This window comes from Mesorhizobium sp. AR07 (genome assembly GCF_024746815.1).
Classification (GTDB): Bacteria; Pseudomonadota; Alphaproteobacteria; order Rhizobiales; family Rhizobiaceae; genus Mesorhizobium.
The window spans coordinates 2386508-2412833 of record NZ_CP080525.1 but is presented as its reverse complement, the minus strand read 5'-3'; the positions used below and the strand labels follow the sequence as shown (position 1 = coordinate 2412833).

The 26326-nt window shown below is 57.6% G+C and carries 35 protein-coding genes and 4 pseudogenes; 16 read left to right on the top strand and 23 right to left on the bottom strand.

The genetic code is table 11. From position 1 onward, the window contains the following. Positions 1 to 1989: 1989 nt before the first annotated feature. From BPNPMPFG_RS12290 to BPNPMPFG_RS12280, 3 genes are all read right to left on the bottom strand, one after another. Positions 1990 to 2283 carry a hypothetical protein gene (locus tag BPNPMPFG_RS12290; RefSeq protein WP_258595615.1) on the bottom strand — a complete coding sequence of 98 codons (294 nt, stop codon included), beginning with the start codon at positions 2281 to 2283 and terminating at the stop codon, positions 1990 to 1992. 431 nt (positions 2284 to 2714) lie between these two features. Further along, positions 2715 to 3215: a DUF6894 family protein gene (locus BPNPMPFG_RS12285; protein ID WP_258595614.1), complete on the bottom strand. Its 501-nt coding sequence runs from the start codon at positions 3213 to 3215 to the stop codon at positions 2715 to 2717. A gap of 75 nt (positions 3216 to 3290) precedes the next feature. Then, complete coding sequence (locus BPNPMPFG_RS12280; RefSeq protein WP_258595613.1) at positions 3291 to 3569, bottom strand: GFA family protein; 279 nt, start codon at positions 3567 to 3569, stop codon at positions 3291 to 3293. A gap of 347 nt (positions 3570 to 3916) precedes the next feature. On the opposite strand from BPNPMPFG_RS12280, the gene BPNPMPFG_RS12275 reads away from it, so the two are divergent. Both BPNPMPFG_RS12275 and BPNPMPFG_RS12270 read left to right on the top strand, forming a co-directional pair. Next, positions 3917 to 4192 (top strand): DUF982 domain-containing protein, encoded by a 276-nt coding sequence (locus tag BPNPMPFG_RS12275; protein ID WP_258595612.1) that lies wholly within the window; start codon positions 3917 to 3919, stop codon positions 4190 to 4192. A 74-nt stretch (positions 4193 to 4266) separates the two neighbouring features. Next, the gene (locus BPNPMPFG_RS12270; RefSeq protein ID WP_258595611.1) at positions 4267 to 5511 is read left to right on the top strand and encodes a cyclopropane fatty acid synthase; all 1245 of its coding nucleotides are present in this window, start codon (positions 4267 to 4269) and stop codon (positions 5509 to 5511) included. 117 nt (positions 5512 to 5628) lie between these two features. On the opposite strand, the gene BPNPMPFG_RS12265 is transcribed toward BPNPMPFG_RS12270, so the two are convergent. The 6 genes from BPNPMPFG_RS12265 to BPNPMPFG_RS12235 form a co-directional block, all read right to left on the bottom strand. Further along, entirely contained in the window at positions 5629 to 6138 is a 510-nt protein-coding gene (locus BPNPMPFG_RS12265) for a hypothetical protein (RefSeq protein ID WP_413776848.1), read from the bottom strand. A 159-nt stretch (positions 6139 to 6297) separates the two neighbouring features. After that, the gene (locus BPNPMPFG_RS12260; RefSeq protein ID WP_258595609.1) at positions 6298 to 6663 is read right to left on the bottom strand and encodes a PRC-barrel domain-containing protein; all 366 of its coding nucleotides are present in this window, start codon (positions 6661 to 6663) and stop codon (positions 6298 to 6300) included. Positions 6664 to 7508: 845 nt separating this feature from the next. Next, a complete protein-coding gene (locus BPNPMPFG_RS12250) occupies positions 7509 to 7727 on the bottom strand; it encodes a hypothetical protein (protein WP_258595608.1) in 219 nt (72 codons plus the stop codon). A 253-nt stretch (positions 7728 to 7980) separates the two neighbouring features. After that, the gene (locus BPNPMPFG_RS12245) at positions 7981 to 8226 is read right to left on the bottom strand and encodes a hypothetical protein (RefSeq protein ID WP_258595607.1); all 246 of its coding nucleotides are present in this window, start codon (positions 8224 to 8226) and stop codon (positions 7981 to 7983) included. After that, entirely contained in the window at positions 8223 to 8561 is a 339-nt protein-coding gene (locus BPNPMPFG_RS12240; RefSeq protein ID WP_258595606.1) for a hypothetical protein, read from the bottom strand. Before BPNPMPFG_RS12240 ends, BPNPMPFG_RS12245 begins: the two co-directional genes overlap by 4 nt. Positions 8562 to 8931: 370 nt before the next feature. Continuing rightward, on the bottom strand, positions 8932 to 9084 hold the full coding sequence (locus BPNPMPFG_RS12235) for a DUF3309 family protein (RefSeq protein ID WP_258595605.1): 153 nt from the start codon (positions 9082 to 9084) through the stop codon (positions 8932 to 8934). 1398 nt (positions 9085 to 10482) lie between these two features. On the opposite strand from BPNPMPFG_RS12235, the gene BPNPMPFG_RS12230 reads away from it, so the two are divergent. The 3 genes from BPNPMPFG_RS12230 to BPNPMPFG_RS12220 all read left to right on the top strand — a co-directional run bounded on the left by BPNPMPFG_RS12230 (position 10483) and on the right by BPNPMPFG_RS12220 (position 12092). After that, a complete protein-coding gene (locus tag BPNPMPFG_RS12230; protein ID WP_258595604.1) occupies positions 10483 to 10965 on the top strand; it encodes a hypothetical protein in 483 nt (160 codons plus the stop codon). 39 nt (positions 10966 to 11004) lie between these two features. Further along, on the top strand, positions 11005 to 11274 hold the full coding sequence (locus tag BPNPMPFG_RS12225) for a hypothetical protein (protein ID WP_258595603.1): 270 nt from the start codon (positions 11005 to 11007) through the stop codon (positions 11272 to 11274). 128 nt (positions 11275 to 11402) lie between these two features. Further along, on the top strand, positions 11403 to 12092 hold the full coding sequence (locus BPNPMPFG_RS12220) for an outer membrane lipoprotein carrier protein LolA (RefSeq protein ID WP_258595602.1): 690 nt from the start codon (positions 11403 to 11405) through the stop codon (positions 12090 to 12092). A gap of 231 nt (positions 12093 to 12323) precedes the next feature. On the opposite strand, the gene BPNPMPFG_RS43150 is transcribed toward BPNPMPFG_RS12220, so the two are convergent. Continuing rightward, entirely contained in the window at positions 12324 to 12581 is a 258-nt protein-coding gene (locus BPNPMPFG_RS43150) for a Rap1a/Tai family immunity protein (RefSeq protein WP_413776872.1), read from the bottom strand. A gap of 253 nt (positions 12582 to 12834) precedes the next feature. Here BPNPMPFG_RS43150 and BPNPMPFG_RS12215 point away from each other — a divergent pair. Beyond that, positions 12835 to 13348 (top strand): annotated as a pseudogene (locus BPNPMPFG_RS12215) (UvrD-helicase domain-containing protein); the annotation flags it as partial. A 276-nt stretch (positions 13349 to 13624) separates the two neighbouring features. Here the strand turns inward: BPNPMPFG_RS12215 and BPNPMPFG_RS12210 are convergent. Next, positions 13625 to 13840: a hypervirulence associated TUDOR domain-containing protein gene (locus BPNPMPFG_RS12210; protein WP_258595601.1), complete on the bottom strand. Its 216-nt coding sequence runs from the start codon at positions 13838 to 13840 to the stop codon at positions 13625 to 13627. A 277-nt stretch (positions 13841 to 14117) separates the two neighbouring features. Between BPNPMPFG_RS12210 and BPNPMPFG_RS12205 the strand changes: the two genes are divergently transcribed. Further along, on the top strand, positions 14118 to 14378 hold the full coding sequence (locus BPNPMPFG_RS12205; protein ID WP_258595600.1) for a VOC family protein: 261 nt from the start codon (positions 14118 to 14120) through the stop codon (positions 14376 to 14378). A 302-nt stretch (positions 14379 to 14680) separates the two neighbouring features. Here BPNPMPFG_RS12205 and BPNPMPFG_RS12200 read toward each other — a convergent pair whose 3' ends face one another. Then, positions 14681 to 14941 (bottom strand): DUF6894 family protein, encoded by a 261-nt coding sequence (locus BPNPMPFG_RS12200; RefSeq protein ID WP_258595599.1) that lies wholly within the window; start codon positions 14939 to 14941, stop codon positions 14681 to 14683. 221 nt (positions 14942 to 15162) lie between these two features. Between BPNPMPFG_RS12200 and BPNPMPFG_RS12195 the strand changes: the two genes are divergently transcribed. From BPNPMPFG_RS12195 to BPNPMPFG_RS42885, 5 genes and pseudogenes are all read left to right on the top strand, one after another. Then, positions 15163 to 15882: a Crp/Fnr family transcriptional regulator gene (locus tag BPNPMPFG_RS12195; RefSeq protein WP_258595598.1), complete on the top strand. Its 720-nt coding sequence runs from the start codon at positions 15163 to 15165 to the stop codon at positions 15880 to 15882. 147 nt (positions 15883 to 16029) lie between these two features. Next, on the top strand, positions 16030 to 16242 hold the full coding sequence (locus BPNPMPFG_RS42900) for a hypothetical protein (RefSeq protein WP_319945988.1): 213 nt from the start codon (positions 16030 to 16032) through the stop codon (positions 16240 to 16242). Between the two features lie 81 nt (positions 16243 to 16323). Then, positions 16324 to 16641: a hypothetical protein gene (locus BPNPMPFG_RS42895; RefSeq protein WP_319946010.1), complete on the top strand. Its 318-nt coding sequence runs from the start codon at positions 16324 to 16326 to the stop codon at positions 16639 to 16641. Further along, positions 16586 to 16762: pseudogene (locus BPNPMPFG_RS42890) on the top strand (DUF427 domain-containing protein); the annotation flags it as partial. The gene BPNPMPFG_RS42895 and the pseudogene BPNPMPFG_RS42890, both read left to right, overlap by 56 nt. A 29-nt stretch (positions 16763 to 16791) precedes the next feature. Then, entirely contained in the window at positions 16792 to 16920 is a 129-nt protein-coding gene (locus BPNPMPFG_RS42885; RefSeq protein ID WP_319946009.1) for a hypothetical protein, read from the top strand. A 26-nt stretch (positions 16921 to 16946) separates the two neighbouring features. On the opposite strand, the pseudogene BPNPMPFG_RS12180 reads toward BPNPMPFG_RS42885, so the two are convergent. From BPNPMPFG_RS12180 to BPNPMPFG_RS12170, 3 genes and pseudogenes are all read right to left on the bottom strand, one after another. After that, positions 16947 to 17108: pseudogene (locus BPNPMPFG_RS12180) on the bottom strand (HD domain-containing protein); the annotation flags it as partial. 134 nt (positions 17109 to 17242) lie between these two features. Beyond that, on the bottom strand, positions 17243 to 17959 hold the full coding sequence (locus BPNPMPFG_RS12175; RefSeq protein ID WP_258595597.1) for a hypothetical protein: 717 nt from the start codon (positions 17957 to 17959) through the stop codon (positions 17243 to 17245). Positions 17960 to 17961: 2 nt separating this feature from the next. After that, the gene (locus tag BPNPMPFG_RS12170; protein WP_258595596.1) at positions 17962 to 18189 is read right to left on the bottom strand and encodes a hypothetical protein; all 228 of its coding nucleotides are present in this window, start codon (positions 18187 to 18189) and stop codon (positions 17962 to 17964) included. Between the two features lie 90 nt (positions 18190 to 18279). Here BPNPMPFG_RS12170 and BPNPMPFG_RS12165 point away from each other — a divergent pair, with 90 nt between their 5' ends. After that, entirely contained in the window at positions 18280 to 18453 is a 174-nt protein-coding gene (locus tag BPNPMPFG_RS12165) for a hypothetical protein (protein WP_258595595.1), read from the top strand. A gap of 455 nt (positions 18454 to 18908) precedes the next feature. On the opposite strand, the gene BPNPMPFG_RS12160 is transcribed toward BPNPMPFG_RS12165, so the two are convergent. Then, positions 18909 to 19184, bottom strand: a complete 276-nt coding sequence (locus BPNPMPFG_RS12160) for a hypothetical protein (protein ID WP_258595594.1) — start codon at positions 19182 to 19184, stop codon at positions 18909 to 18911. A gap of 61 nt (positions 19185 to 19245) precedes the next feature. After that, positions 19246 to 19758, bottom strand: a complete 513-nt coding sequence (locus BPNPMPFG_RS12155; RefSeq protein WP_258595593.1) for a hypothetical protein — start codon at positions 19756 to 19758, stop codon at positions 19246 to 19248. Positions 19759 to 19996: 238 nt separating this feature from the next. On the opposite strand from BPNPMPFG_RS12155, the gene BPNPMPFG_RS12150 reads away from it, so the two are divergent. Beyond that, positions 19997 to 20494: a hypothetical protein gene (locus tag BPNPMPFG_RS12150; RefSeq protein ID WP_258595592.1), complete on the top strand. Its 498-nt coding sequence runs from the start codon at positions 19997 to 19999 to the stop codon at positions 20492 to 20494. 71 nt (positions 20495 to 20565) lie between these two features. Here the strand turns inward: BPNPMPFG_RS12150 and BPNPMPFG_RS12145 are convergent, their stop codons facing one another. Together BPNPMPFG_RS12145 and BPNPMPFG_RS12140 are read right to left on the bottom strand one after the other, a co-directional pair. Next, on the bottom strand, positions 20566 to 20874 hold the full coding sequence (locus BPNPMPFG_RS12145) for a hypothetical protein (protein WP_258595591.1): 309 nt from the start codon (positions 20872 to 20874) through the stop codon (positions 20566 to 20568). Between the two features lie 32 nt (positions 20875 to 20906). Next, positions 20907 to 21878, bottom strand: a complete 972-nt coding sequence (locus BPNPMPFG_RS12140; protein ID WP_258595590.1) for an SDR family oxidoreductase — start codon at positions 21876 to 21878, stop codon at positions 20907 to 20909. Positions 21879 to 21967: 89 nt separating this feature from the next. Between BPNPMPFG_RS12140 and BPNPMPFG_RS12135 the strand changes: the two are divergent. Further along, positions 21968 to 22266: pseudogene (locus BPNPMPFG_RS12135) on the top strand (hypothetical protein). Positions 22267 to 22333: 67 nt separating this feature from the next. Here BPNPMPFG_RS12135 and BPNPMPFG_RS43145 read toward each other — a convergent pair. The 3 genes from BPNPMPFG_RS43145 to BPNPMPFG_RS12125 are packed head-to-tail and all read right to left on the bottom strand — an operon-like array spanning position 22334 to position 23445. After that, positions 22334 to 22597: an HVO_A0114 family putative DNA-binding protein gene (locus BPNPMPFG_RS43145; protein ID WP_413776847.1), complete on the bottom strand. Its 264-nt coding sequence runs from the start codon at positions 22595 to 22597 to the stop codon at positions 22334 to 22336. 4 nt (positions 22598 to 22601) lie between these two features. Continuing rightward, positions 22602 to 23138 (bottom strand): ribonuclease toxin HepT-like protein, encoded by a 537-nt coding sequence (locus BPNPMPFG_RS12130; protein WP_258595589.1) that lies wholly within the window; start codon positions 23136 to 23138, stop codon positions 22602 to 22604. After that, positions 23125 to 23445: a nucleotidyltransferase domain-containing protein gene (locus tag BPNPMPFG_RS12125; RefSeq protein WP_258595588.1), complete on the bottom strand. Its 321-nt coding sequence runs from the start codon at positions 23443 to 23445 to the stop codon at positions 23125 to 23127. Before BPNPMPFG_RS12125 ends, BPNPMPFG_RS12130 begins: the two co-directional genes overlap by 14 nt. Before the next feature lie 136 nt (positions 23446 to 23581). Between BPNPMPFG_RS12125 and BPNPMPFG_RS12120 the strand changes: the two genes are divergently transcribed. Beyond that, positions 23582 to 23899 (top strand): hypothetical protein, encoded by a 318-nt coding sequence (locus tag BPNPMPFG_RS12120; protein WP_258595587.1) that lies wholly within the window; start codon positions 23582 to 23584, stop codon positions 23897 to 23899. 174 nt (positions 23900 to 24073) lie between these two features. Here BPNPMPFG_RS12120 and katE read toward each other — a convergent pair whose 3' ends face one another. Next, positions 24074 to 26188, bottom strand: coding sequence for a catalase (gene katE, locus BPNPMPFG_RS12115; protein ID WP_258595586.1), 2115 nt, complete (start codon positions 26186 to 26188; stop codon positions 24074 to 24076). Positions 26189 to 26326 lie beyond the last annotated feature (138 nt).

The window sequence follows — 26326 nt, the reverse complement described above, 5'->3', positions numbered from 1 at the left end:
GGCCATAGGCCTGATTGTCCATCACTTCAAAGTACACGCTAAACGATTTGGTGCGGGAACTCACTGGCCGCGATATTGCGAGAGCCTGATCAGCCAAGATCATTCGGGCGCAGGTCGGGTATAACAGGTTTGCGGATCTGTCGTGCTCCGGGAATAGGAGTGGCAATTGCTAACACCGACATTTGGTACGGGAAGACTGGCATCGTGGAAAAGAAGCCCTTCGATGCCGAGAAAGCCGCAAAGGACCATGTTTAAGTCGACATTTCTGGCTCGCCAGTTGAGTGACGGCGTGGTGTCTGTTGAAATTCGCAAAGACAACGGCGCTGTAGTCTTCAGCCATGCAGGAAGCAGTTGAAAGCCAGCCGCTTGGTCTTTGGGTCCGATCGGCCGTAAAGGATGGCAAGACTATTTCTCCGATTGCACATTCCGGCGCTGTCATGTTGCTTTTCGCAGTGATCTCCGCAGTTAGCCAGCGTTCACGCAACTATCAGAGCCTCAACGCGTGGCACGGTCATGACCAGGAAAATATGGCTTTCCAGAGGTGTCTGCGCGGTCGATCGTTCCTATATGGCGCACGCGTCCGGCCTTCGCGAAAAGGTGAACTACCGATAAGGATTTGCGATGGAATGAAATCCTGGCGTTGTTCGCGGAGCGCAGGATTTACTGAACGGCCTGCCGTTTATTCGCGCCGCCGATGGCTGCGGTGATCTCAGAAGGAGCATGCAGGGACGACCGCGGGCGCGCGCTCCTGAAACCTCCAGGCCAGAATAGATCGGAAAGGATTGAGATCTGGCGTTTGCTCCCTCCAACCGCCGCGATGCAGCCCGTGCATCAAGCCGATCATGCGCTCTGGATTGGTAAATCATTTTACCTAGTTCGGATTTCCACTGCCGGGTCACCGTAGGCCGGCACGATCCACTATTGATCGCCCAAGCGGGCAGGGGGACCGCACCGGCAGGTTCGAGTGCCATGTCGACGGAAGCCCGAAGACCCTCCGTCCTGGTGAAAGCGTCACTGGCCGCGCGGCGTCAGCCACAAGTTGAGATGCGCGGGCCCCGAAGTCGGCTGCATTCCGTTCATCTGTTCACCGGGCCGGATCTTCAAGGAATTCATTGAGAGTGTCTCTACCTCGCAAGTCGAGATCGGCACCGCAAAGTCTGGCCCGCCAACGATTTCAGGGCCATTGCGTCGCATTCGGGATTGAGTTTTCGGACTGAGCGGAGATCGGCAATGTGGCAAGGACAGCATGCTTCGGATGCAACTGGGATCGTTTGGCCGCGATGTTTCTATCCCGCGAACGGATGAAGCTAACCCCGGATTTTAGAGTATTTTCTCTTAAGCTAAATCCTTGTCACGACTTGAATCGCGTTGGAATGGGGAGGGTAGCGTGCAAGATCAGCGTGTCGGCGAATCGGCTCGGCTCCCTCCGAAATCCCAGCCTGTTGTTTCGGCCGCTTTCATCGTTCGGAATCGTTGGTCGGACGCCACAAGTCAGAAACATATAGTAACGAGTCCGAGCTTTGAATGTTTCCCTGAACCAGCAGGCGGCTGGGTCGTATGGGACAACGAGGCCGACGAACCGGCGATGTTGTCAGAGGTTCTGATCAGTTGCGTTTCGGAACGGGAGGCTTTTTTCTTGACCGAGATTCTCAACGGATTGGGCAGCCGGTCGAATCTCGACACGTGGCGCAGGGCGTGTTTCCCTGTGCGCACCTTCGCATTTCGAGGCCTGCACCTCCGAAGCGACACAAGTGCGCCTTCCGCTCGATAGCAGCAACGGGGACCGACCGTAAGCGCGGGGACATAGAAGACAACGATGCTTCAGATCACAACGTCTGACGTGGGGTCGGAGCAAGACACGTGCCACCCGACGAAAAAAGCTCAAATAAGTAGCAGCATGTTCAGTGCAAGACTTTTTGGTCACGACGAGGGCGCAAAAAAAGTGGCGAGCCTCTCGACCCGCCACCCTTGAGCAAAGTGCTCGTCGAATCAGTTTGCGCCGCCAAGCTGCTTGGTCATCTTGCAGAAATTGTCATGCGCCTTCGCTATCGCCGCATCGCTGCATTCCTTCATCATCGAAGCCTGATCGTCTTTCGACATAGCCATCCAGGCGGCTTTAATTTCCTTCTCGGATTTCATGGTCTTCATGCCGGCGTCTGTGAAGAAGGGGGACATCTTTGCCGGATCATCGAGTGCCGACGTTCCGGTGGCAGCGCCGGCAAGAGCGGCGCCAGTCATCATGGATAGGGCGAGCGCGCCCACGCAAAGCGTCTTGATGTTCATGAGAGGAATCCTTTCGGTTTTTCGGGACCGCCGTAGCAACGATCTGCTAGGAAACGGATGCTCTTTGAAAAAGTTCCTGCTGGGCGAACCGTCCTCTCGGAAAAACATTCAGTCTGACGATTCACCAGTGCGGCGCAATTACTGCAGCATGCTCAGGTCGCCGGCCGTTTAATGGGTGCTGGCGCTTGAGAGCGAACACCCTACTCCAGCCCCTGCGGGAGCGATGCGATGGAAAATGATGGCCGCTCGAACAGTTTTCCGCTCACGATCTCTATGTTCCGCAAAATGCCTCCAGGAAATCGGTAGCTGATGGCCGTATAGCCGAAGCGGAGTGGTTGCATCACGCCAGGGACTTGGTCCGTGAACTTACTGGCAACGACGTCTTCGATGAGGCCATGATCAGTCGGATTGTCGAAGGATAATGCGTCCCTTCATCGGGAAACGCCTTTTGACACTTCCCTTTTCAGAAGTCGCTCTGCTTCCAATTGAGCCACGCCGACAAGCGAATCGATCTCCTGCATCTGTTCGGAAAAGCCGTCTTCGGCCAACTCACGCCTGATCGTCCTGAGCTGCTCGCGGGTACGACGCAACGCCGCAACGGCACGCTTTTCGCCAGGCGGCACGCTTCCATCTGGGTGATCGACAAGCCAGGCCGACGCCAGCGCCAGCGAGGCCCTGAAAACGAAGTGACCCTCTTCATGGCGGACCTTGACCCTAAACACTCGGTTCGGGCCGTCCGGCAGTTCTTCACGCGCAATGTCGGGGAGGACGGTTACCGCCTGATCGCCGACATCCAAAAGCGATTTACAGGCGATGCCGGTATCATCGATGACGATTTTTGCGCCATCGTAAACGTCGAAAAAGTACTTAGACATATGCGGCTCCGTTGGTAGGGGGCGGGAGTCCGCCTGCTCTCTGCCACCGGGGCGCAAATTCCCGGCGTGTGATCAATGCAAATTTAGCAGAGTCGAAAAAGTTCCGCGCCAAACCGCGATAAGCTGTCCCGGCTATCGATCGGATGGATTTCTGAACGCGGGATCGCGCTGCCTCGAATACGTTCCCACGCGAGGTAGATCGTCGCGAAACTCGACCCACGGCAACTTCATGTCCCAGTACGCATGAGCCCGCGGCGGAAAGCGTTCAGGGTGATCGAAAAAGCCAATTGTCAGATAGAGTTCTTCAGGAAGCCTTTGGTCGACATAACTTATTGATGTCCCGCAGTGCGGGCAGAAAGTTCTGAGCACGCCCCGTGCTTTTGAAAACGTCTTTGCCGCGCCGGTGAGCATCCTGAATTCGGCGGGTCGATAACCGACCCACACTGTTAGGGGCCGCCTATCGCCCCACGGCAGTCGTCGTCGTGGTCAGAGCAAATCCAGAACGGCTCGCCGTGCATCTCGGCCGTGACGGCGCCGCAGAAGCAAGATCCGGTCTCGATTCTAGACATTTGGCCTTCACTCCATGTCCGGTACTCGCCGAAAGTGGACAGCACCGTGGTCTGGTCTGTTTTCTCAACCACAACTTGAGGGCATCAACAAAGTTCCGGAACCGAACCGACCGTCGCGGATTTCGGAACTTGAAGTCGTGAGCCGGCGTTTATCGGTGTAAAAGCCTATCAGAAGGGGAGCTAACCGTCATGCCAATCACGGTTGTATTGAACGGAGAGACGGAAGAGATCGGGAGGGTCGCGGACGCGATGGATTTCCTGCAACGATGGCCGGTGGACCGACGTGGACCGCTCTATAGGACAGCCCTGAAAGCCTGCGGTGCGGCAATTGCCGCGCAGATGTCCGAGGAAGAGGCTATTGCAGCCTTCGCTGGCTTTGCGCGCCTCACGCGGGTTGTCGTTGCCAATGACGCGTTCGGCGTGCCCGCGAATCCTGAACAGTTCCACAAGCCACTGGAGAAGTGAGATCGGCCGCCCTTGCACGCTAACTGTGTCCGGAGCGGATATCCTGAGCGCTGGCAACACGAGAGCTGAATCGAATGAATGTTCTGTTGCGCCATGTTCTCCACAGTCTGGTGCGAAAGGGCAACCTGCGTGTTATTGGGCCGAATGGCATGATGGACTCGTTTGGCGATGGCACAGGTGTGCCAGCTTATATTCACATCAAGACCCTTAGAGCTGGGCGCGCGATTACCTTCGACCCGATGCTCGCCTTGCCGGAAGCCTACATGCGCAGCGAAGTCGATATTCCCGAAGGCGGGATTCTCGGACTCATGCGCATCGTCTTCCAGAATATCGGCAATGCCGGCATCGATACGGCCTGGACGAGGGCGGTGGATGGGGTGCGGCACGCGTTCCGACGCTTCCAGCAGATCAACACAACCCGGCGGGCACGCCGCAATGTCGAAGTCCACTACGATCTTTCGGTCAACCTCTATCGGCTCTTCCTCGACGACGACATGCAGTATTCATGCGCGTATTTCCAAAGACCGGAAATGACGCTCGACGAGGCACAGTCGGCCAAGAAGCGCCACATCGCCGCCAAACTGCAACTGGAGCCCGATCTCAAGGTGCTCGATATCGGATGCGGCTGGGGCGGGCTTGGTATCTATCTCGCCAGATCGTTCAACGCGGATGTCCTGGGGGTGACATTGTCGAGAGAACAACTCGCGGTCGCGACCGACCGGGCTCGCTCGGAAGGCTTGGCAAGCCGCGTTCGGTTCGACGTCAAGGACTATCGGGAACTTGGCGAGCGTTTCGACCGCATCGTCTCGGTTGGCATGTTCGAGCATGTCGGCGTCAATCACTACAATACCTTCTTCGGCACATGCGCAAAGCTGCTGAATCCGGATGGCGTCATCCTCCTCCACACCGTCGGCCGCTCCGGTCCGCCTTCGGTGACAAGCGCCTTTGTTCGCAAATACATCTTTCCGGGCGGCTATGTCCCGGCTCTATCGGAAGTGTTGCCAGCCATCGAGAGGGCCGGACTGGTCGTCACCGACGTGGAAATCCTGCGTCTGCACTACGCCGATACGCTGAAGCATTGGGGCCAGCGCTTCGCCGCCAATCGGGGCAAGGCCAAGGCGATCTATGATGAACGTTTCTGCCGTATGTGGGAGTTCTACCTGGCCGCGTCCGAGGCCGCCTTTCGCTGGCAGGATCTCGTCGTCTTCCAGATTCAGCTAAGCAGGAAGACTGACACGCTGCCGACCACGCGTGACTATGTGGCAAGCGGCGAGAAGCAATTGGAATTGCATGAGATGGCCCACTGGAGATTACGGTAACCTATAGTCCGTCGACGAAGTGTCCCTTGTGATCGTCGACGCGTTGAACCCTCATTTACGAATCACCCGGTGTTTAGGCTGGGAAAGGTCGCTGATCCTGCATCGCGTCCGGGGCGCCTATGAACGGTGAAGATCAATGCGGCTAACGACTACGCTTTTGCCGGTTGCCGGATCGTTGTCGACTGTGGTGAGACGCATTCCGTTATTGCCAACTTTCTCTAGCGTCATCTTGGCGGCGCGGTCGCCATTGACCTCAGTAGCCCATCGTATGGCAAGATTGATAGCGTTCCCGGAGCGGCTGCCACTAAGGGCGGCCGTGCCGCTTTGCGACCCGACATACGAGCCCGTATATTTTGCGCCGTGGACTTTCAGGTCGGCCCCGATCACCCGAGAGAAAACGACGAGTCCGGTGCACTTCCCGTTCAGCGTCAGCGCACTGGGCGTCGCCTTTGACTTGATCTTGCAAGTCACGTTTATTGCAGGAGAATAGATGAGGACCTTGACCATGCCGGTGCCGCTCCAATTGCCATCGAGCGATTTCAGGAATTGGGCCTCGTCAGCACGCGCGGAACTTGCTGAAGGCGCAGCGGCAGCAAAAACCAGTGTCGGGAGAAACTTCATCAGCATTCTCGTTTTCGCGAACGCGGTGGTCGTTGGCTCAAAGTAGTCGCCACGGCCCAGCTAGGCGGCTGCCCCCCGCGCCTCGCGCCCGGTCGCGACAACCTTTCGCCGGACATGGCTGCCTCCGGCGAGAGCGCCTGTTTAAGCCACCCACTCCGGCTCCAGTCAATGCCAGTAAGGATCGACCTTGTAGTACTCGTATGAAGCGGCGCGCGTTTTCGCGCCATCCGCGCGCGCCAGCTCGTTGATGGAATAGGATGGGGCTGACTTCAGTTGTTCCTTCGAGAACGGTACGACATAGCCGCCCTTGTTCTCGTCGTAATCAAGGGTCGCCCACGGCACAGCGTGATATTGTTCGCCGATGCCAAGAAATCCGCCAAAACCGATCACCGCGAACATAATGCCGTTTGATGTCTTTTCGAGCATCACGTCTTTAATGCTGCCGATGCTCGTGCCTTCTGTGTTGTAGACAGATGTCCCAATGACGCGCGAGGCAGCGATGGCTTCGGTGTTTCCCGTCTGGGTTGTCATAATCTGATCCTCATTCTCGTTGCTAATAGGCCTTCACAATGTCGGGCCAGCACGAAAGTTCCATATTTTTCGACGCCGGGGACGTCCCGATTTGCGCAGCGATTGTTCTTTGAATAGTGCCCTAGGACTGGCCACCTTTGCGACCAGCTTCAGCGCGGTCGCGATCGTTGGCGAAATTTCCGCTGCCGCCGCGTTCGCTGCCATGTTGGCTAGTGTTGTCGCGTTCGCCATGTTGCTGCCCCGTCATGACCTCCCTTTCCCCGGCTTCCGGCCTTGGTGGTGTCAGCATCCTTCTGCTGGTTACCGTTACTGTGCTGTCCGTGACTTCTACCTTGGTTCGGCATTTTCTTCTCCTGATCTTTGATCCCGAGACAAAGTTGCCTCAGCCATAAAACTGGCGGAAATGCCCGGCGTTCCTCCCGAAATATTTCGTGTTCAGATTGCCGACACTTAGGCTTCGTGTGCATCACGCTAGCGGCAGAAGGTGCCGGGCCGCGCTGGCCACGCAATTTGCGAACAGCTTGGCCTTTATATGGCGGAGCATTTTTTGCAGATGCTACGTTGCTGCTTCGATCCTCCATAGGATCATTGGACTTGGCAACAGGTCCAAGAAGCTCCGCGGCCAAGCCGCGGGGCTTTTTGCGTGTGGGTGCCCGCTTGAAAATCGTCTGTACCCGCATCAACACGAAAGTCTTGAAAAATTCCCTGACCCGACATTGAAACCGATGGCGACCGTGCGGAGAAGACGCACGATGTTTTTCCACCCGTGAACGCCGCTCAAAGAGATTGAGCAGATTCAGGTCAGACGGATCATCAGCACCGGATCCTGCCGCGCCTCGCGAAATCTACAATGTCTCGCGTAGCGCCGTCTCGCGTAGCGCCGCTTCGAAGGCGGCTTCGCTTTCGGGTGTACCAAGCTGAAATAGGGTCAGCGCCTTGGTCGCAACAAGATCGGCTTCGACGGAACTGCGCTTATATCCAAAATCGTTGCATACGCGGCTGACTACCGCCGCAAGAAAAGCAAGTTCATCAGGGTTCAAGACCCCGTTCAGCACGTTGGACAAGATTTTTCCCCCAAAACCGGGCGGAAGAACACGGCGGCTCACCCGATTGCCAACAGCCGAGTCTCATCAGCCGCGAAACCGCAGTAGCTGCCGGCCACCGAACGTCAACAATGCGTTGCGCTCAAATCGACCGGTGCGGCGTCGAGCACTGGTGTCGGTGCGCCGCCATGTGCGGCATAAAAAGGAAAGCCGTTCCAACCGATTTTTTCAGCCGGACCGGCCTTCTCATAAGGCACTACAGACCGCGAGCGCCTTAATACGCCTTCTTGGCCATCGTGTGCTTTTTCGTGTGCTTCGTATGCTTCTTGACGTGTTTCTTGTGCTTCTTGACATGCTTCGTCGCCATAGCATCCGAGGCTGGCTTGGTCGTGGTTGCGGTCGTCGCTGCGGGCGCCTGCTTCGTTGCGGCGTTGGCGATATCGACGCCGATGATCGGCATCGAGACCGCGACCGCGAACGCGAACGCGAGACCGAGGGCGGCGAGGAGGGACTTGGTCATGGGCTCATTTCCTTTTTTTGGTGGAGGTCGGTTTTGAGCGTCACTGGGTCGATCGGTGTCACTCCCAGCAACTTCAAAGCGTTCGCGAGCATCCGGATTCCCTGTGCCTGTTTCTTGTTGGCGCAGAACCGGGTTCCCTTTCTTTGAAGTGCCTTCGCAGCGGTGACCTGTTTTGCCGCAGCGTGGGTTTCGAGGGCTTCGTCAAGTTGACGGTTGAGACTGCTACAGAGCTCGCTCCGGCTTATCGCTGACTCTGCGTTCGACTGGTCTAGGCAGATCGTGACGAGTGAGAAGCCGAGCAACGCACCCATCACGCCTATCGAGAACCTTTGCATCGTCGTCCGTAGACTCCGGAGGCGAGGGTTGCGATCGATGATGTGACCGCCGCCACGCTTCCGAATTATGTCCTCGAACTATTTCTGGACCTTTTCCAGACTGTATAATTTTGTTTCTGGTTTGTTTCTGCATACCTTCTGCGATCCGGGGGTCGTCGCGGAAACTTCGTACAAAGGCACAAAGCCGCCGCCCTGTCGGAGAGCGCGCCCCTTGTTCCGAGCGATTAAGGAGTGGCCGGGCCGTCCGCCGCGACACCTGAAGATGGGTACAAACTCAGATTGCCGTGGAGGCTGTGCTCGAACGGTATCTTCAGGCACAAAAAAGCCCGTCGTGTCCTTCGAAACGACGGGCTTTAGCGGAACGGGAGGGCTAAATTCGCCCGAGGACAACGAGAACAATCACGACGATCAGAATCAGGCCAAGCCCGCCGCCGCCATAGTATCCGGTGCCGTAGAACGGCCCGCCGCCCAGGCCGCTGAAGCCACCGAGCAATGCGATGATAAGAATTATGATCAGTGCCAAGACGCATCATGTACGCCTCTCATGGTTGCGCTGCCGCGCCAATGCAACAGGCGCTTATTCGCTTGTTGATTACTCTGAACGCCAATCATGCATTCCCGTTCCGCTACGCTCTAAAAACGAAGCTCGAAGCGATAATTGTGCCACCGTCGGATCGTGAAGGTTGCGGCTTCCGTGTCGAATTTGGACTTGCGGGGTCGGCTAGTCATTTTGGGCGCAGCCGACGGCCCGACATTGATGGCGGGGATGCGATCAGATGGCCAGCAGCCCCGTCTCAATCCATTCACCGCCGCGCGAAGACCATGCGTCTGGCGGCTTGGTTGGCGGCCCGATAGTATCGGCGCCGGTGATGTGGGCCAAGCGGTTCCGTTGGGTACACCGCCGCTCGCCAGATCACCATCGACGCCCGCGGCGCGCAAAACCGAGTCGGCGACGAAATCAAACGCGTTCTTGATGAGTACGACAAGAACACCGATGTAGAGAGCACTGCTGGCCCCGGCTGGCGGGGTTCTTTTTTGTGGATCGCAGCACGGGAGTAGAGACCTCATTCGCCGTAATCTTCGTCGCCTCCATCATTGGGCTGATAGTGCCGAGCGGGATCAGGCGATTGCTCCTCGATGCACGCTTGGCAGCCCTCGGTGAAAGGCTGGCTATTTCCATCGCAGTCGCTCGGATCGGTGACGTCGTTCCTCCCCGCCCAGCTGTACCCAGCTTCGTGCCCTGAGCAGTCTTCAGTGCAATCGTAGCCTTGAAACGTCTCTTGCGCCTTTGCCGAGGCCCGAGTGGGCTAGCTGTGCAATCGCGCCTGCAGCGATAAGAATTCGGAAGTCCATAAGATTCTCCAACCAGCGATCGATGTGAGGTTATGTTTCGATCTCGGCGAAGATGAGGCTACTATGGCAGGGTCGCCATGCCGCTGTGCAGACGCGATCTGCCCCCTCATCCCGCGCCGATTGGGCACAGTCTCAATGTCCTTCGATCGGTTGATCGAGGCAGCCGGGCGTGGAACGCGAGGCCGGCAAGCCGGCTTTCTCGCTGATGGCCGATGAGGGACCGGTCGACTCGGCGTTTCATCGCCTTGAACCGCGATATGCGAGAACGGCTCTGGAAGCACGTCCCCAGGACCACAGCGGGACCACGCCCAACGGGCATGACGCGGCCGGCGACGGCAATGGGTCAAGCGTGGCCTAATCGGGCGGGTAAAGTATCTACGCGGCGAGGAATGCCTACGCCACGCCACCTTGCAGGATTTCCGGGAAGGGAAGTAGAATATCCGTTTCGCAATGGGGTCTCGGTTTCGGAGAGCTTCGTGCCAAAATCACTCATTTGTGCCGCTGTCATCGGTATGTGTTTGCTCGGTTCGCCATCATCTTCGCATGCCGAAACTCCGACGAGAGAGCAATGTGCGACCTGAAGCCCGAGGCATCGCCGGATAATGGCGCCTGGGTAAAAAACGCCACGGCCTGCTGGCAATTGACTCGAGCAGATCACGAACGGTGCGAGATCACCGTGCTGTCGCTCGACGGCGACGCCAGGCACGACGAACTACTCAATGAATTACAAAAGAATAGCAACAATCCGGCGGGTCTCTCGTCATACCTGCAAAAGCTAGGCACAAAAGCGATGATTACCAATCGCTCTCAGTCGACACCCGAGCTCGCCGGGGCTCTCGCCGAAATGCCGCAGGTCATCAATAGCGTCGATAACTTCGCCGTGGAGTGCGTTGACCGGTTTCTAAATGCCGCTCCGGGCGGTGAACGGTTTAACGACATTGAGCAAGCTTCCTTCGTCTGCCAGATAGGAAAGACGACGGGTTGGTTGAGGATGTCCTACAAAGTTCGGGATTTCCTTTTTATCCTGGCGATCGCGCCGCCAAATGGTTGAACACTTAAGGTCTTTCAGGAATGGGGCCAGCACCGACGTATGATTCCGCAGGCGATGACCAGAAGCCGCCATTCTGACCGGATTGCTGTTTTTCTCGATTCCAATGGAACCAGTCTAACCGATTTTCGTTGCAGTCGGGCGAATCTAGCTGTTGAGGGAGGTGCCACTATGAAATTATTACGCACTGCGCCGATCGCCATTCTTGCTTGCGCCTTGGCTCTTTCGGCTTGCGCCAATACGGTCCGCGGCGTCGGCAAGGATGTCAAATCCACTGCCAGAGCCGTTGACGAGACGGTCGAGAAGCCCTGATCCGGACGCCACCGTTTCCAACATCTGGTAATAAATAAGCCGCTGCAAACGCGAGTTTGGCGACGATGTAACGATTGCCGTCCCCGTACTGAAGGTTCACCTCGACCGCTTATCCAGCTTCAGGACGCATGAAAAACAGCCTTTTGTCCCCCATCGGCGATTTGATTCTGATTCGTCGAAAGTTCCTTGGTCTGAGTTTGGTCTTCGCGGCCGCTGCCGCCCTCAACATCGCACCCGAGTTTCGATTCCTTGCGCCCGCGAGCGCAGCCGTCCCGGTCGAGGCGCAGAGGATCGCCGATCATTTCTCGGCGATAAAATCCATGTCCGGAGACTTTGTTCAGTCTGGCCCTAAGGGTGAGCAGACCCATGGAAAATTCTTTCTAGAACGCCCTGGTAAGATTCGCTTCAACTATGCGGGACGATCGACTCTCAACGTAATTGCGAATGGCAAGTCGTTGGTTATTCTCAATAAGAAGCTTAACACGTCGCATCTCTATTCCCTTTCGAAAACGCCGCTCAAACTTCTGCTCGACAATAGGATCGACCTTTCCAGTGATCGCGTAAAAGCCGTGAAAGAAGAGGGTGATCACATCAACATTCAGTTTGCTGACAAGTCAGTTTTCGGAAAGTCAAAGATCACCATAATGTTTGACCGGAAGTCCTATGAGTTGCGCAGCTGGACCATAACCGACGCGCAGGGCAGGGACACGACGGTGAAGATCTTCAATGTCAAGCAAGGTGTTCACTTCGCCGAAGGCACCTTCGCCATCGACTACGCGGCAAATCGCGAGTTCAATAACCACACAAAGTCGCGATAACTTGGCAAAGCGAAGCGTGGGTATTTGGTTGGTCAGCCGGATATCATGCTCTCTGACGATCGCGCCCCACCAATCTCCCTACGTCAAAAGGTTCGAGCGAGCAATGTTTCCACGCTTGGCTGGTCAAATTCCCTGGAACATAACTAAGCGGAGAGGCGCGTTCAGAAAATGCTCTTTCCACACGCGACGTGCTCGGACCGGATTGGTGAAAGAAGTCGGGTGCGCAGATAGCTAGGAACAGGGAAACTTGGTATAAGGAGCTACCAGAACCTCTTCCGAGGCGGATACGGTGGAAGAGGGGCCTACGTTGCTACGTATGAAGGCTACTACAGCTGCAACGGCGGCAGGCAATTTAACGCTCTCACCCACGCAGAACCCTTTGTTTTGACTTAAGCCCTTGACCGTCGCTAGCGTCAAATACCCGTCTATAATCCCGGTGATGTATCCAAAACAGAAGGGGATTTTTTGGCGGTCGTTGCATGTAGCCATTAATTGGCTTGTGTTCAGGAAGCCCGTTGGCGGTTGATCCGCTCTCGCTGATGCGACGTTAAGCAGAATCAGAAGCCCGATTAGTGATTTTGACATCGCGCATTCTCCCGTGAGGAACATACTGCGATCGCTTGGTATGTCGAGCCGATTCCAAGCAGTCTGTTAACCCGCGGCATCGTTATTTGGCCGTTAGGTGACGAGTGTCCGCGTTTGATGCATTATTGATTGTATTTGTACACCGACGAAAGGCAGCATCCAGATTTTAGGTTTTCAGAAAGCGCTATCAAGTTCTTTTGCATCCTCTGGCCTTCAAAATACGTTGGCCCATCGTGTCGCGCATCTGATCGTCAAGGGCGCGGATCCGAGACGCATCCTCTTGATGACGTTTTCCCGCCGCGCCGCTTCTGAAATGGCCAGGCGGGTCGAGCGCATCGCCGGCGATGTCCTTGGCCGCGATGCCTCGGTCATTGCCGATGCGCTGACCTGGGCCGGCACTTTCCACGGCATCGGCTGCCCGGCTGTTGCGCGACTACGCGCAGGAGATCGGCCTCGATCCGGCCTTCACCATTCACGACCGCGAGGATTCCGCCGACCTGATGAATCTTGCTCGGCACGAGTTGGGCTTCTCCAAGACAGAAGGCCGCTTCCCAACCAAGGGCACCTGCCTGGCGATTTATTCGCGCGCAGTCAACGCGCAGGTGCCGCTCGGCGAGGTTCTGGGTTCGGTGTTTCCCTGGTGCGCCGGCTGGGCCGAACAGCTGAAGCAGTTTGGGTTGCCGGATCATTTCTCGCGGTGAGAGAAACGAGGAACCGAGCTAGGCGGCAGAGTTTTCGCTCGCTGGCCGAGACTTTACAAATAAGTAAGTTCGCGCCGCGCGGACCATGGCCTGGCGGACAGAACTGCAGCGACGGCCGAAGCCGCCATCCAGAGCATGATCGCCAGATAGGTCCCATAGATTGAAAGCGCCTCGGACGGCGAGCCTATCGATTGGTGGGGATCGACGGTCGCGTTCCGCCGTCGATCGCATCTGCCAAGAATGACTTCAGTCGCCAAGCTTGGTGAGCGCCGACCCCTTGTGGAACGCGACGTGCTCGGTCTTGCTACTCTTGATCGCGTATTGCGGGGCGTCGATGGTTGCGTGGTGCGTGTAGCCATTAACCTCGAAATCGCGCGTATGCACTTGGATGATCGTGCCGCTGACCCGTCCGGCCTCGGAATTCCAGCTTACATCATCGCCGATCTTGAACTTGTCCGTCATGATGACTCCGTTCGTGGTTTGGCGCAGGAGGTCGACTAAGCGCGCTCCTATTGAGTTTTCTCGGAGCCGCAATGCGCCCAAATTCTGGCTAGAGTAACACAGGCTCCGCGAAGCTGATGCACTTACGGCGCCTATTCTTGCGTTTCCGCTCCTCAGGTGCTGAATTGCTGTCGGTAACGTGAAGGGAGCGGACGCGGTGCACCTCGCTGGTGTCGAGCTTTACTCCAAGGACCTGGCGTGAACCCGGGCATTCTATCGTGATACGTTGGGTCTTTCCTTGTCGGAAGACGATACTGGCCACCACCTGATGTTTGACGGCGGAGATGCCTTCCTTTGTTTAGAGGTTCCAGGGGCTGAGAATTATCCCTCCCAGGATAAGGCGGTGCTATTCTTTGAGGTAGCCAATCTGCCGGCCACGATCGACCGGATCGGCCGTGACCTTTTCGCCAAAATCGAAATCGAAGCGGCCCGGCCCTGGGCGGTTCTCCACGATCCGGACGGTCACAACGTCCTGCTCCTCGAGAAGCACAGGAGGTAAACAGCAACGTTGTGCTTGCTTGTAGCAAGGACGGAAGTTCAAACCGAGAAAGAACCAAACTCAAGCGTGATCGCGGCAACTCCCAGCGGCAGAATGGTCAGGTCGAATTCGAGACTTCGGTCGCGCCAGGCGCGATGATCAATTCATTGCGAGTCCTGGCTAGACTTGGACCGCCGTCGGCGGCGCCGAGGATGATAAGTTGGGTTGAAGCTTGGGGAGTAGGCTTCCGTGTGCTTGGGGTGTGGGCTTCCGTGTCAAGCCATCTCTCATGGGCGGCCGAATGAAGCAATGTCTTCACATTGCTATTCGGTGGACCGTCGGGCTCCCCGGTTCTCGGATTCCACATCGAACTGGAGTGCAATCTGGAGCACTTGCATGCCGCCATCGTTGCGAACCCTGATTTTCATCATGTGGTGATCGCCGTCCGGCAGCACGTCCTTCATCATCTCAACCAGAGCGCGGGTAGCTTCCGTCTTAACCTGGGAGAAGTCGACGCACTCTGTCCCCTGATCGTCGGCAAGGGTTTCACCGTTGTCGTCAACGTCGAAATAATAGAGTGGCATGGATAACTCGCTTCGGCCTGACTCGGCGTTAAATTCCCAAGCGTTAAATCCCGATGCGTGGATGTTTGTTCCTCCGGATGTGGAGTTTTCCGAACAATGACGGGATGCTAACAAATGTTAGTGCCGGAAACGCGCTGAAGTCCTAGTGGTCGAAACCGCCTTATTGCCGTCTGGCAAATGTTCTGGCGATCGGTTCTAAAACCATATCGCTGGAGTTTTTCGTGTTCGAACCCCTCTTTCTCAACCTCGGCCAGCATGACGCCCTCTCCGATGGGGAGAAGGCGATGCTTGGCGGGGTCATGTCGTTGGAAAGGCATTTCCTGACGGGTCAGGACATCGTTTCGATAGGAACCCGACCCACCTACAGTTCCTTGCTTCTGGATGGGCTGGCAGCACGCTACAAGGTCCTGGAAAATGGTGGACGACAGTTCACATCGTTGCAGGTGCCCGGCGATTTCGTCGATCTTCATGCGTTTCTTCTGAAGACGATGGACCACGGCATCGTCGCCCTGTCGCCATGCCATGTCATTTTTGCAGAACACAGCGGGCTTCGTGTCATCACCGAGACGGCGGCGCATTTGACGCGACTTTTGTGGCTGGATACGCTTGTCGACGGAGCAATTCATCGGGAATGGATCGTCGCCATGGGCCGACGGTCCAAGACCTCGCATCTCGCCCATCTGGTGTGCGAACTGTTCGTCAGGCTCCAGGTTGTCGAGCGCACCAACGGCATGAGCTTTCACTTGCCGATGTCACAATCGGAAATGGCGGACGTCTTGGGACTGTCGGTGGTTCACATGAACCGGGTCATTCAAAGCCTGCGCAAGGCGGGCCTTATCAGCTGGGTCAACCACACGATGACCATTCTTGATTGGCATCGGCTACAGGAAGTCGCCGAGTTCGATCCGACCTACCTCAGCATGGGGAGAGAACCGAGATAAGACCCCGCTCGCTCAATCTCTGAACGAATCCGCTCTCTGCATTGGCGAGGCGTGGAAGTTAGCGCCGACTAAAGCAAGCTCGATTCGTTCCCTATTGTTCGGTAAGACCGCTCGATCACCGCCTCGCAGACAGCCCGACGGGACGCCATGCCACCATCAACAGCCAATCCCGCCGGAAAGGACAACCTTGCGTTCCTGACCGGTGGCGGTGAACTCGATTGCCTCGTGGCCAAATTCGACTGGGCGTCGACGTCGATCGGCCCGATCGAAACCTGGCCGCAGAGCCTGAAGACGTCCGTGTCGCTGATCCTGCGCTCGCGGGTGCCCATCGTCATGCTGTGGGCGAAGACGGCGTCATGATCTACAACGACGCCTAATCGGTTTTGCCGGCGGTCGCCACCGCAGCTGCTGGGTTCGAAAGTCGGGGAAGGCTGGCCCGAAGTGGCCGATTTCAACGACCATGTCATGAAGGTCGGCCTCGCCGGCGGCACGCTGGCCTGTCGCGACCAGGAACCAACCCTCTATCGATCCGGCAAGCCGGAGCACTCTCTTTGGAGTGGCCCGATCGCCGGGCAGGTGGAACCTGGCGAACGGGATCGCGTTTGGATCAAGGGCGATAGCGCGGAGAATTCAAATGCAGCCTTCGATCGAAAATTCACATCGCTCCAACCCAAGGATCGAACCATTTGCCGGAACGGTAACGGTGCGGTTTTCCGACGCGATCGTCGCTGCCACGGAGCGGGCGAAAGTCCTTTATGAAGACGGGCGGGAGCCGGTATTCTACATTCCCTTTGAAGACATTTATTTCGACCTTTTCGAGAAAACAAACACGACAAGCGAAACCCCGGACAAGGGCACGGCATGCTACTGGCGTGTCCATGCCGTGGGCGGATCGGCCGATGACTTCATGTGGGCTTCGAGACGCCCGAACCCGCCGCCCGGGCGATCGCGCGGCATGGCGCGTTTGATCCAGCGAAGGCGCGCATCGATGTCGATCCGGTGGAGGACGAGCGCCATACGCCTCACATGATCGACTAAGGAGAATTCCCGGCAACCCGGTGCGTCTAAGAATCCTTCGGTTCCGGAAATTCCTGGTCTATTATGCGAAGGCCCTGTTCATATTTGGCTGCCGACGAGCCGATTTGCCGGGCCTGTCAGAGGTTGTCGGTTAAGTCCGCGCGTTTCATCGGCAACGCCAACGGATTAGATGCCGCTAGCCACACGAACGCCGGCTGCATGGTGGCGGAAAACTGCAACATTCAATCTAGTGACATCGTTGGCGTGTTTGGGTGCGATCCGGTGGGCCAGTTTGCAATCAAGTCGGCACCGATGGCAGACGTCTGGGCATTGCCGGCAGCCGTTACCTCCTTGGCGGCGAAGCGTCGATCTCCAGCACGAAATGAAGGACCTCGATTTTGTAGTCCCGAATTCTGCCGCCCGCCGTTACCGAAACCTTATGACGGGATACTTGGTGCTCGCCGCAGCCGAGCGTCATCCGGCCGGACCTTTCCGGCGTGACGGCAGCTGCGACGGCGTTCGCTATGCGTCCGCTCCAATCCTTGGCGTCGGAATCAACGACGTAGGCGACCATCCCGCCATACGGCGCGACCGTGTAAGGATTCGATCTGTCGTCGAACCGGAGCAATCCGCGTCGCCCGAGGTATTCGCCGCGGACCTCGCTATCGTCGAGGATGGTTTTTGCCTCGATCCGCATGTCCAGTTCCACGTCCTTGAGCAATACGAGCGCATAGTCCGTCGGACTGGACTCGTCGCCGATACCCGGATCATACGGCCTCGGCTTTTCGCACTGGATGCTGATGTGCCGCAGATCCACGGGCTGCGTGCCAGTGCCTGATATCGCTTGATCCGACCTGATCTGCTCGAAGAGCGTGGCCAGAGCCTGGCTTACGGAATTCTCCCTCGGAATTTCCCTCTTTCGCTTCCGGAACCAGTCCGACTTCGCTTCAAATTGCGTCTTCCTTGTCCGCAGCAGTTCAGCCGCCTCACGAAGGCCGCCGATGGCATTGCCAAGGAAAGAATGCCACTCATCGGGCCCGACCGGCTGCGCTCCTTCCATGGCTAAGAGGCGCTCCTGATTTCTCTGGCGACTGCGGCCGCATCGGTGACGGCTTGATCAATCGTCCACGAATGCCTCGTCGGGCTCTTGGCGAGCATGGCCGTCTGGCTGTCGCGCTCGAACGCGATGATCGAGCTGCCGAGGAATTGTCCTGTGACGTCGATCCTGTGCCCGCGTGCGCGCTCCGGATCGCCGAACGTCACCGCAACGTTCGTCTGCCGTTCGTTCACCGTCTCGACCCAGGCCGCTATCTTCCGTCCGGAACCCAACGACAACGCAAGGTAGTTTCCCGCCGAGTTGCTTACTGATATCAGTCATTTATGGCCGTCACATCCAATCGCTATTTGGTAATTTTCGAGCGCGACGGCGAGGTGATCGCCCGCGAGACAGTTACTGCGCCACGCGAGTTGGACGCACGGATTGAAGCAGCACACCGCAATCGCGAGATTTCGCTTCATGACCGTGCCGTGAAGGTTCGGGTGACGATGATTTAGAAGGATCACTGGGAAAATCGACGAGGGCAACAAGGGGGCAGGGGGGAATGGCCAGCCAACGGTTCGACTTTAGGAAAGAGTTAGATGGGACGTGGACGGTGTTCTGCGTCCTAACGGGGCAGCCCGTGGCAACCAAGAATGGACCAACAACTGGACTTAACATCGAGGAGGCGGGCGATATGGTCGCACTTCTCAGTCTAGCGGATGTCAATCACTGGGGGACCCCAAAACAGCCTTAGGCCTACCGTCATGGCCACTCAGCGGTTCAGCCTCAGGAGAGAGATTGATGGGACGTGGCCGGTGTTCGACGTGTTCACCGGGCTCCCAGCCATTATCTTCGAGGAACCAACCATTGGCCTTGATATAGAAGATGCTGCTGACCTCATGGCCTTCATGAATGCCCTAGACAGGAACCGTAGGGCTTCCACCAAATCTGAGCCGGAAAGCGCTAGGTCCTATTCCATGTCTAGCACGTCGCCACCCACAAAGAGGGTCGTTGGCTCCCCGTATTCCCCAAGCGCTGGGTTGGCATCACGCGACCACGCAATGACCCCGGCTTGTTTCCCCGCCAAGCCCTTCGCCGTCCTTATGGCCCGGTCCTCGGTTTGCTGCTCGGCTGGCCCGAAGAAGGGCTGGAGGTCGCCGCTCTCGTCGCGGTCGAAGGCGGTGACCACAATCAACTTGGGTGCATTGTGCTGCGGAAGGATGCTCTCTGCCCGTCGTACGGTCATTCCCGCCGCAGGCCGGCCTTGAGGGCGAAGGCGGTCAGCGGCATGGGAAACTCCTGCATGGTTAGTGCAGGCAAACGCATTCGACTGCGTCGGGTTGCCTTATTGGTTCTTGCTGGCTTTGGCATCGGCGAAGTGAAACGCGTTCTCGGCGGCTCATCACGCTTGCCAGGCCTTCTTCAATATCCGCGCCTTGCGCAGTATTTTTCGATGCACGGAACAAAGCCTTTGGCTCGCGGTTTCCGTCGAACACGGACACGTCCAGGAGGTTCAAATGACAATCCAATGCCGCGTTTCGATCGACGATAGCCAACACATCGATGAAGTGAGTTTCCGAGCAGTACCCAGAATCGGTGAAAGCGTTGCAATGACGATCGATGGAAATACTGTGAACCTTCGTGTTACGCGAGTTGTGCACATGCCGGACGGCCTCTCGCCGGATGGGACTTCGATCGTCCTCGAACTGACCAGTAAAATTCTGTAAGGCTCGCGAACCCAGAACCTCGCGCAGCGGGTTGCGGCTTGGCCGAAATTCCTGTCCTTGACCCAGCCGAAGCGGCTTGTCCGTTGTCGACATCGAACCAACTGAAGATCATAGGCCATCGCACCGTGATGTTGCTCCACCGAGGAAAGCAAAAAAGACTTGCCTCACCTATTATGCGCCGAGCAAGCAACTAAGCGACGCTGCGCGGACTCATCGCCCGATAAGCCGTTGGTTTCCCATAGGGTTGCGGAACCTTTCCAGGTCAATCTTAGTTCACGTCGACAGAATTGGCTTAGGCGGACGTGACGCTAAACAGGCGATGGAGCCAACCATGAAACTCGAAGACGAAGTCCGTCACAACTCCGAAGATATCGATGACGCTGTTCTAGGCGACGTGGTCCTGGCGTTACATCGACGGGTAAAGGTCAGCCATGACTTCGATATCCCGTACATTGCCGGCTACAGCAAAGATGGCGGTAGGATTTACATTGATCGACACCTGCCGCGAACGATGCAGTGGAAAGGCCGTACGGTGCGGCTAGCGCCCTTTTTGCTCACACACGAGGTCGTCGAGAAGTCTCTGCTTGACGAACTCAAGCTTCACTATCTCCATGCTCATCAAATAGCGCTTCGCATCGAACGGGACGCTGTCAAAGCAGCCGGTCTTGCGTGGCGGGCCTACCAATCTGTGATGAAGCAGAACGAAAAACCTATCGACGAAGAGTATCTCAAGAAGGTGCCGGGAGACCTTGACGTGACGCCTTATCGGGACTTGAAGGATTATTCGACACTGGACCGTCTGATAAAAGCCGAACAGGCCCGAGGGTGACGCTTGCGCAGTCATCGCGTTCGGACCGTCTAAAGGCGCGTGACGCGCCACCGCCTCCGATGGGAAGCCTCCTACTGCTGTGGCGGCTGCGCCGGCACCTCGCCGGGCTTGATCACCGGCGTTTTGCCCTCGGCGGGTGGCGGCTGAGTCATACCCTGGTCGCCGGTCGGCGGGGGCGTCAGCACGCCACCGCAATTGTCCAGCGTCTCGCTCAGGTTCGTGTCGGCAGGCTGTTGCTTGCCGCCCGTCTGAGCCCGGCATTTGTCGGTCTGGCTGGATGGCTGCGTCGCCTGCGGTTCGGCTTTCTGGTCCGTCTGAGCTGCGGCGGGCGCTGCCGCCACCAGCAACAGGGTGATCGGAACTATAAGAAACGGCCTCATCCTTGCCTCCGTCTTCTCGTGTTGGGGCAGCCTCAATAGCCGCCGATGATCGGCAGGATCTCGCCGGTGATGTAGCTCGAGCATTGTGGCGAAGCCAAAAATACATAGGCAGGCGCGATTTCCTCCGGCTGGGCCGGCCGCTTCATCGGCGTCTTAGCACCGAATTGCGAAACGTCCTCGGCCTGTTTTTCTGACGGATTGAGCGGCGTCCATACAGGCCCCGGCGCCACCGCGTTGACCCGGATGCCCTTGCCAATGAGGTTGCCCGACAGCGCCCGGGTGAAGGCGTGGATGCCGCCCTTGGTCATCGAATAGTCGATCAACTCCTTCGACCCATCGATGCCCGTGACTGAGCCGGTGTTGACGATGGCAGAGCCTGGCTTCATATGCGGCACGGCTTCCTGCGCCATATGGAAATAACCATAGAGGTTGGTCTTCAAGGTGGTGTCGAAATGCTCTTCGGTGAGGTCGGCGAAATCGGTCGAATGCACCTGAAAGGCCGCATTGTTGACCAGCACATCGAGCCCGCCCAGCTTCTTGACCGTGGCCTCTATAGCCTTGCGGCAGAAGGCCCGCTTGCCGACATCGCCGCGCAACGCCAGGCAGCGTCGGCCTTCGGCCTCGACCGCTTGCTTGGTCACATCCGCATCCCTGTCTTCCGACAGATAGACGATAGCGACATCGGCGCCTTCTCGCGCGAACAGCACGGCGACGGCCCGGCCGATGCCGGAATCACCGCCTGTGATCAGCGCTACCTTGCCGTCCAGCTTTTTCGAGCCGAGCCAGTACGGCGCGTCATAGAGTGGCGCCGGCTCGATCTCCGATTCATTGCCGGGCTTGGGGTGGTGCTGCTTCGGGAAAGGCGGCGCCGGATATTTCCGCGCCCCGGCCTGCATGGCGCCGCTAGGCTTCGACTTCGGCTTGGCGCGGTCATCAGCATCGACCTTGCGCTGCACGCGGCGCTGCCTTTGCGTCGTCTTGGACATATCGGATTTGTTCACCATGGTGGTCTCCCTCGTTTGTTAGGGACAACGCCCGTCTTGCAAAAAGGGTTGGCTGCAAAACTCGCAGCGCCGCAGCTGGAACGGTTGCCATCACCGACGAGGAAGCAGGTGCCTTGGCGCGTACCCGGGTCAACCTGTTCAAGGCCTGGAATCTCGCCGATGCCGAAGCGTGTATCCTGCTCGGGGCATCTCTCCGAACATGGGCCTGCTGGAAGCAAGGGGACGTCGGCAGAATCGACCGCGACCTTCGGATGAAGGATTGCTCACCCGAGCGGCATCCATAGGCTCTGCGCTACCTGCTATGTATGGATTCGCAAGCCCAGTGGCGTTCGGCGGCCAATCAGCTCTGGACTTGTTGCTTCGCGGAGAAATGTCCGGCATTAGGTAACAAACGCCACCATTGTGTAGCTAAGTTGATGATCCGTCGACACTTTTTCATGTATCGCCGATGAGCGTCAGCCGTTCTGAAGCTCAGCGAGCTCGATCGTGACTCGTTGCACGGTCAGCTCGGGTCTCTTTGGCCTAGAGCCCACCATTGAGACAATTCCCGCCCGCTCAAGGGCCGCCAAGGAGCGGGATACGTTCGGCTGCGGGCGCGCTGCCAACCTGCACAGTTCCGTGATGCTTTGCGGTCGATGCCGATGGATCAGCGCCACCAGCCGACAGTTCTCAGGGGTCAACGCCCGCAGGATCTCTTCCGGCGTACGCGACTGAGCCATTGGTTCAAGGACCGCCAGATGCTCCGCCTCCTGAGCCGTCGCCGCCGTCATTATCGTGCGTGTTTTCCTCAGTAAGAGTTCTTTCCAAGGAAACAATGGCCCCGACGAAAGACGGAAATGCCTCTTTTACCCTGTCGAGGTTTTCCTGCACCGTGTCCGTTTTCAGGTCAAAACCGTACCGATGCCTCACCAGGTGACGGAATCCCTTTAACTCACTCAGGGACTCATAAAGCTCGGGATCGAGCACAGCCAGGCGGATGCCTGCAATTTCCACCGACATCTGATCGAGCACGTCCTGGTGCATCGTAGGCCCTTTGGGAACGAGGCCGTCTATATCGTTGGCCAGGCTGAGCAGGACGTCCTCGATGCCGTTGTAGACATTGTGGATTCCCAACGAAACAGCCGCGACCGCTCCCCATTCGCCGAGTGACATCTCACTCCCATGAGCCGACAGGTATTCCCCGATCTGCTGCAGTTCCTTCGCAGCGCGGTCAATTTTTGGCGACAGTTTTGCGAATGCCGGATGCTTAAACGCTGTCATTGAGCAATTCCTGCACTCGTTCGGACGAAATGTCTGAGGCAAAGATCAGGTCGTAGGGAATGTTCGTTCCCCGAAGCTGGTCTGCGACCAAGCTCTCTACCATGGCCCGACGCGCAGGATCAGTGCTTCCGTGAACCAGCAGATCTACGTCCGAGTGGACGCGGAAACGGTTTTTCGCGAGGGATCCGACAACAGAGATATCCACACCGCGGGCTTCGGCGTTCCGGAGAATGCGCGATACGCAGGCCTGCGCGGTCTTCCGGCGATCGTCAGCTCTTCGGTGGATCAAAGTGTCGATCTTGTTCATCTTTTCGCCCGTTGCCTTTTGGTCCAACTGTGACCCCCAAGGCTAGATTGTCACAACTCCGCAAGCATCCGCGCGAACCTATATATCATTGCATGATATATATTCAAGTCATTTGCCGAGGACGGGTCTTAGTGAGTTGGCAACACCCGAAAATTCCGACGATTATTCCTACAAGCCACCTGGGTATCAACCACCCGCGCTCACCTATACGGCTTCGCTTTACAAGCGCACCCGCAACCCTGCCTCGCCGTGTCCGGCACCTGCGGCGGCGCCTGCTCCCGCACCGTTGAAGGTGCTTCCTGGGAATGCGGTCAGATTCAGGGAGATCGTGCTGCAAGTGCAGTTCGCGATACTTCCCTTCGGCGTGCTCGGTTCGGATTTGAGACCGTCGCTCATGAAGATGCAGGCGGATTACAATCTCATGGTCACTGGCACAATCAACCGGATACGCTGATTGCGCTGCGGATTACGCGCGCCATCTTCAGGTTGCGCAGGTCAACCAATCGGGTGGAATGGTCTTCAACGGGTTTGACGGGCGCAGACGTCGGTTCAGCCTCGGCTAACCAAAGCAGTTCCATAAGCAGATCGCCCGTCGCGCACGCACGAGAACTATGCCATCGCGCTCGCCTTATTTCATTTTCACCTTTGGCTCGCGATCCCACAAACGAAGGGCACCGAGCGTCTTCACAAAGCCAGTGACGTCTGCTGCACGCGACAGAGCGATGACGCCCTCGTCGAGGCTGTCGGCGATCGCGGCCTTTTCAAACAACGGCATTGCTTCCGCCACGTAGCCGATGAACTTGCAATGCGAAAATGCATCGGCAACGAAATCGCGTGCGGTCGATTCCTTCAACAGTTCGGCCATGGCCGTCTTTGACGGCAACAGGGCGACAGCGTCGTAAAGCACTGCAGGAGCGCCCACGATCATCTGATGTGCTTCGATCCAACTGCCGTCGCTTGCTTTCGCTCCGCCGACCTTCGGCGCAACGATCTCAAAGCTAGCGTGGGCCTTGGTCAAAGCGCCCGTCAATGCCTCCAGAAGAGCGGCGTCGGTTCCGTCGGTGACGAGGATACCGAGCTTTCGTCCTTCAAAGCGTTCGGGTCCGTTTTCGAGAATGCTGAGCGATGGCGAGGCAGGGAGATCCTGCCGCGTCGGCACCGCTGCGTCGGCGGCCTTTGGCATTGCCTTAAGGCCGAGCGCATCGCCGACCTTCTTGGCCAGGCCATCGTCGATGTTGAGCAGATGTGACACTATCCGCTCGCGGATAACGGCCGTCTTCACCTTGCTCAGCTCGAAGGTCAGGGCGGCAGCGATATGCCCTTGCTCCGGCCGCGTCTGGCTGATGTAGAACTGCCGCGCCTGGCTGTAGTGATCTGCGAAGCTCTCGGCGCGGATGCGTTGTTTCGGACCTTGTTCGACTTCGGCAAACGATCTGAAGCCGCGCTGCGGCGATTCACGCGGACCCTCGCCCCAAGAATTGGGCTGATAGTTCGCCCGGCCAGCCGGATTGCGCATCGCCATGTGGCCATCCTGCTGGAAATGATGGAACGGGCACTTTGGCGCGTTGATCGGGATATGCGTGAAATTGGTGCTGCCCAGCCGTTTGATCTGCGTGTCCAGGTAGGAAAAATTCCGGCCCTGCAGCAGCGGGTCGTTGGAAAAGTCGATGCCGGGCGGAACGTTCTGCGTCATGAACGCGACCTGCTCGGTCTCGGCGAAGAAGTTGTCGGGCATGCGATCGAGCACGAGGCGACCAACCGGGATCGGCGCGAGGATTTCCTCGGGAATCAGCTTGGTGGCGTCGAGCACGTCGAAATCGAAGCTGTCGGCGAAGTCCTGGTCGAACAGTTGGACGCGAAGCTCCCATTCCGGGCAATTGCCGGCATGGATCGAATCCCACAGGTCGCGGCGGTGGAAATCCGGATCGGCGCCGTTGATCTTGACCGCCTCATTCCAGACCACCGACTGCATGCCGAGCTTCGGCTTCCAGTGAAACTTGACGAAGGTGGATTCGTCCTTGGCGTTGACCATCCGGAATGTATGGACGCCGAAGCCCTCCATGAAGCGGAAGGAGCGTGGGATGGCGCGGTCGGACATGACCCACATGATCATGTGCATGCTTTCTGGCGTCAGCGAGATGAAATCCCAGAAATTGTCGTGTGCCGACTGCGCCTGAGGAAAGTCGCTGTTAGGCTCCGCCTTCACTGCATGGACCATATCCGGGAACTTGATGGCGTCCTGGATAAAGAAGACCGGCATGTTGTTACCAACGATGTCCCAGTTCCCTTCCTGGGTGTAGAGCTTGACGGCAAAGCCGCGAACGTCGCGCGCCAGGTCGAATGAGCCCTTGTTGCCCGCGACGGTGGAGAACCGCACAAAGGCCGGCGTCTTCTCGCCGGCACGCTGGAAGATGTCGGCGCGGGTATACTCGGCCAGCGACTCGTAGGTCTCGAAGAAACCGTGCGCGCCGTAGCCACGGGCATGTACCACGCGCTCCGGGATTCGTTCGTGATCGAAGTGGAAAATCTTCTCGCGGAAATGGAAGTCTTCGAGGACCGTGGGGCCCCGCGCGCCGATCTTCAGCGAACTTTGATCATCCGATACCGGCCCGCCTTGTGCGGTGGTGAGGATGGGGGTGGCGCTATTAGCCACCTGGTGGAGTTCGCCTCCTTCGCCGCGAACCATTTTTTGGTCATGAATGACGGCTTGGCTGCCGGCATTTCGGCTTGGAGGCTTGGCCATGGCTTGGTCCTTGAAGCAGTATGAGGGATTAAGTCACAATGGCCATGCGGTCGTGTGGTTCCGACAAATCTTCAAGTTACATCCGATGATTTTGGCGGCCTCAAGGTTTGCACGACGAGATAGCCCCGCCACCTTGCA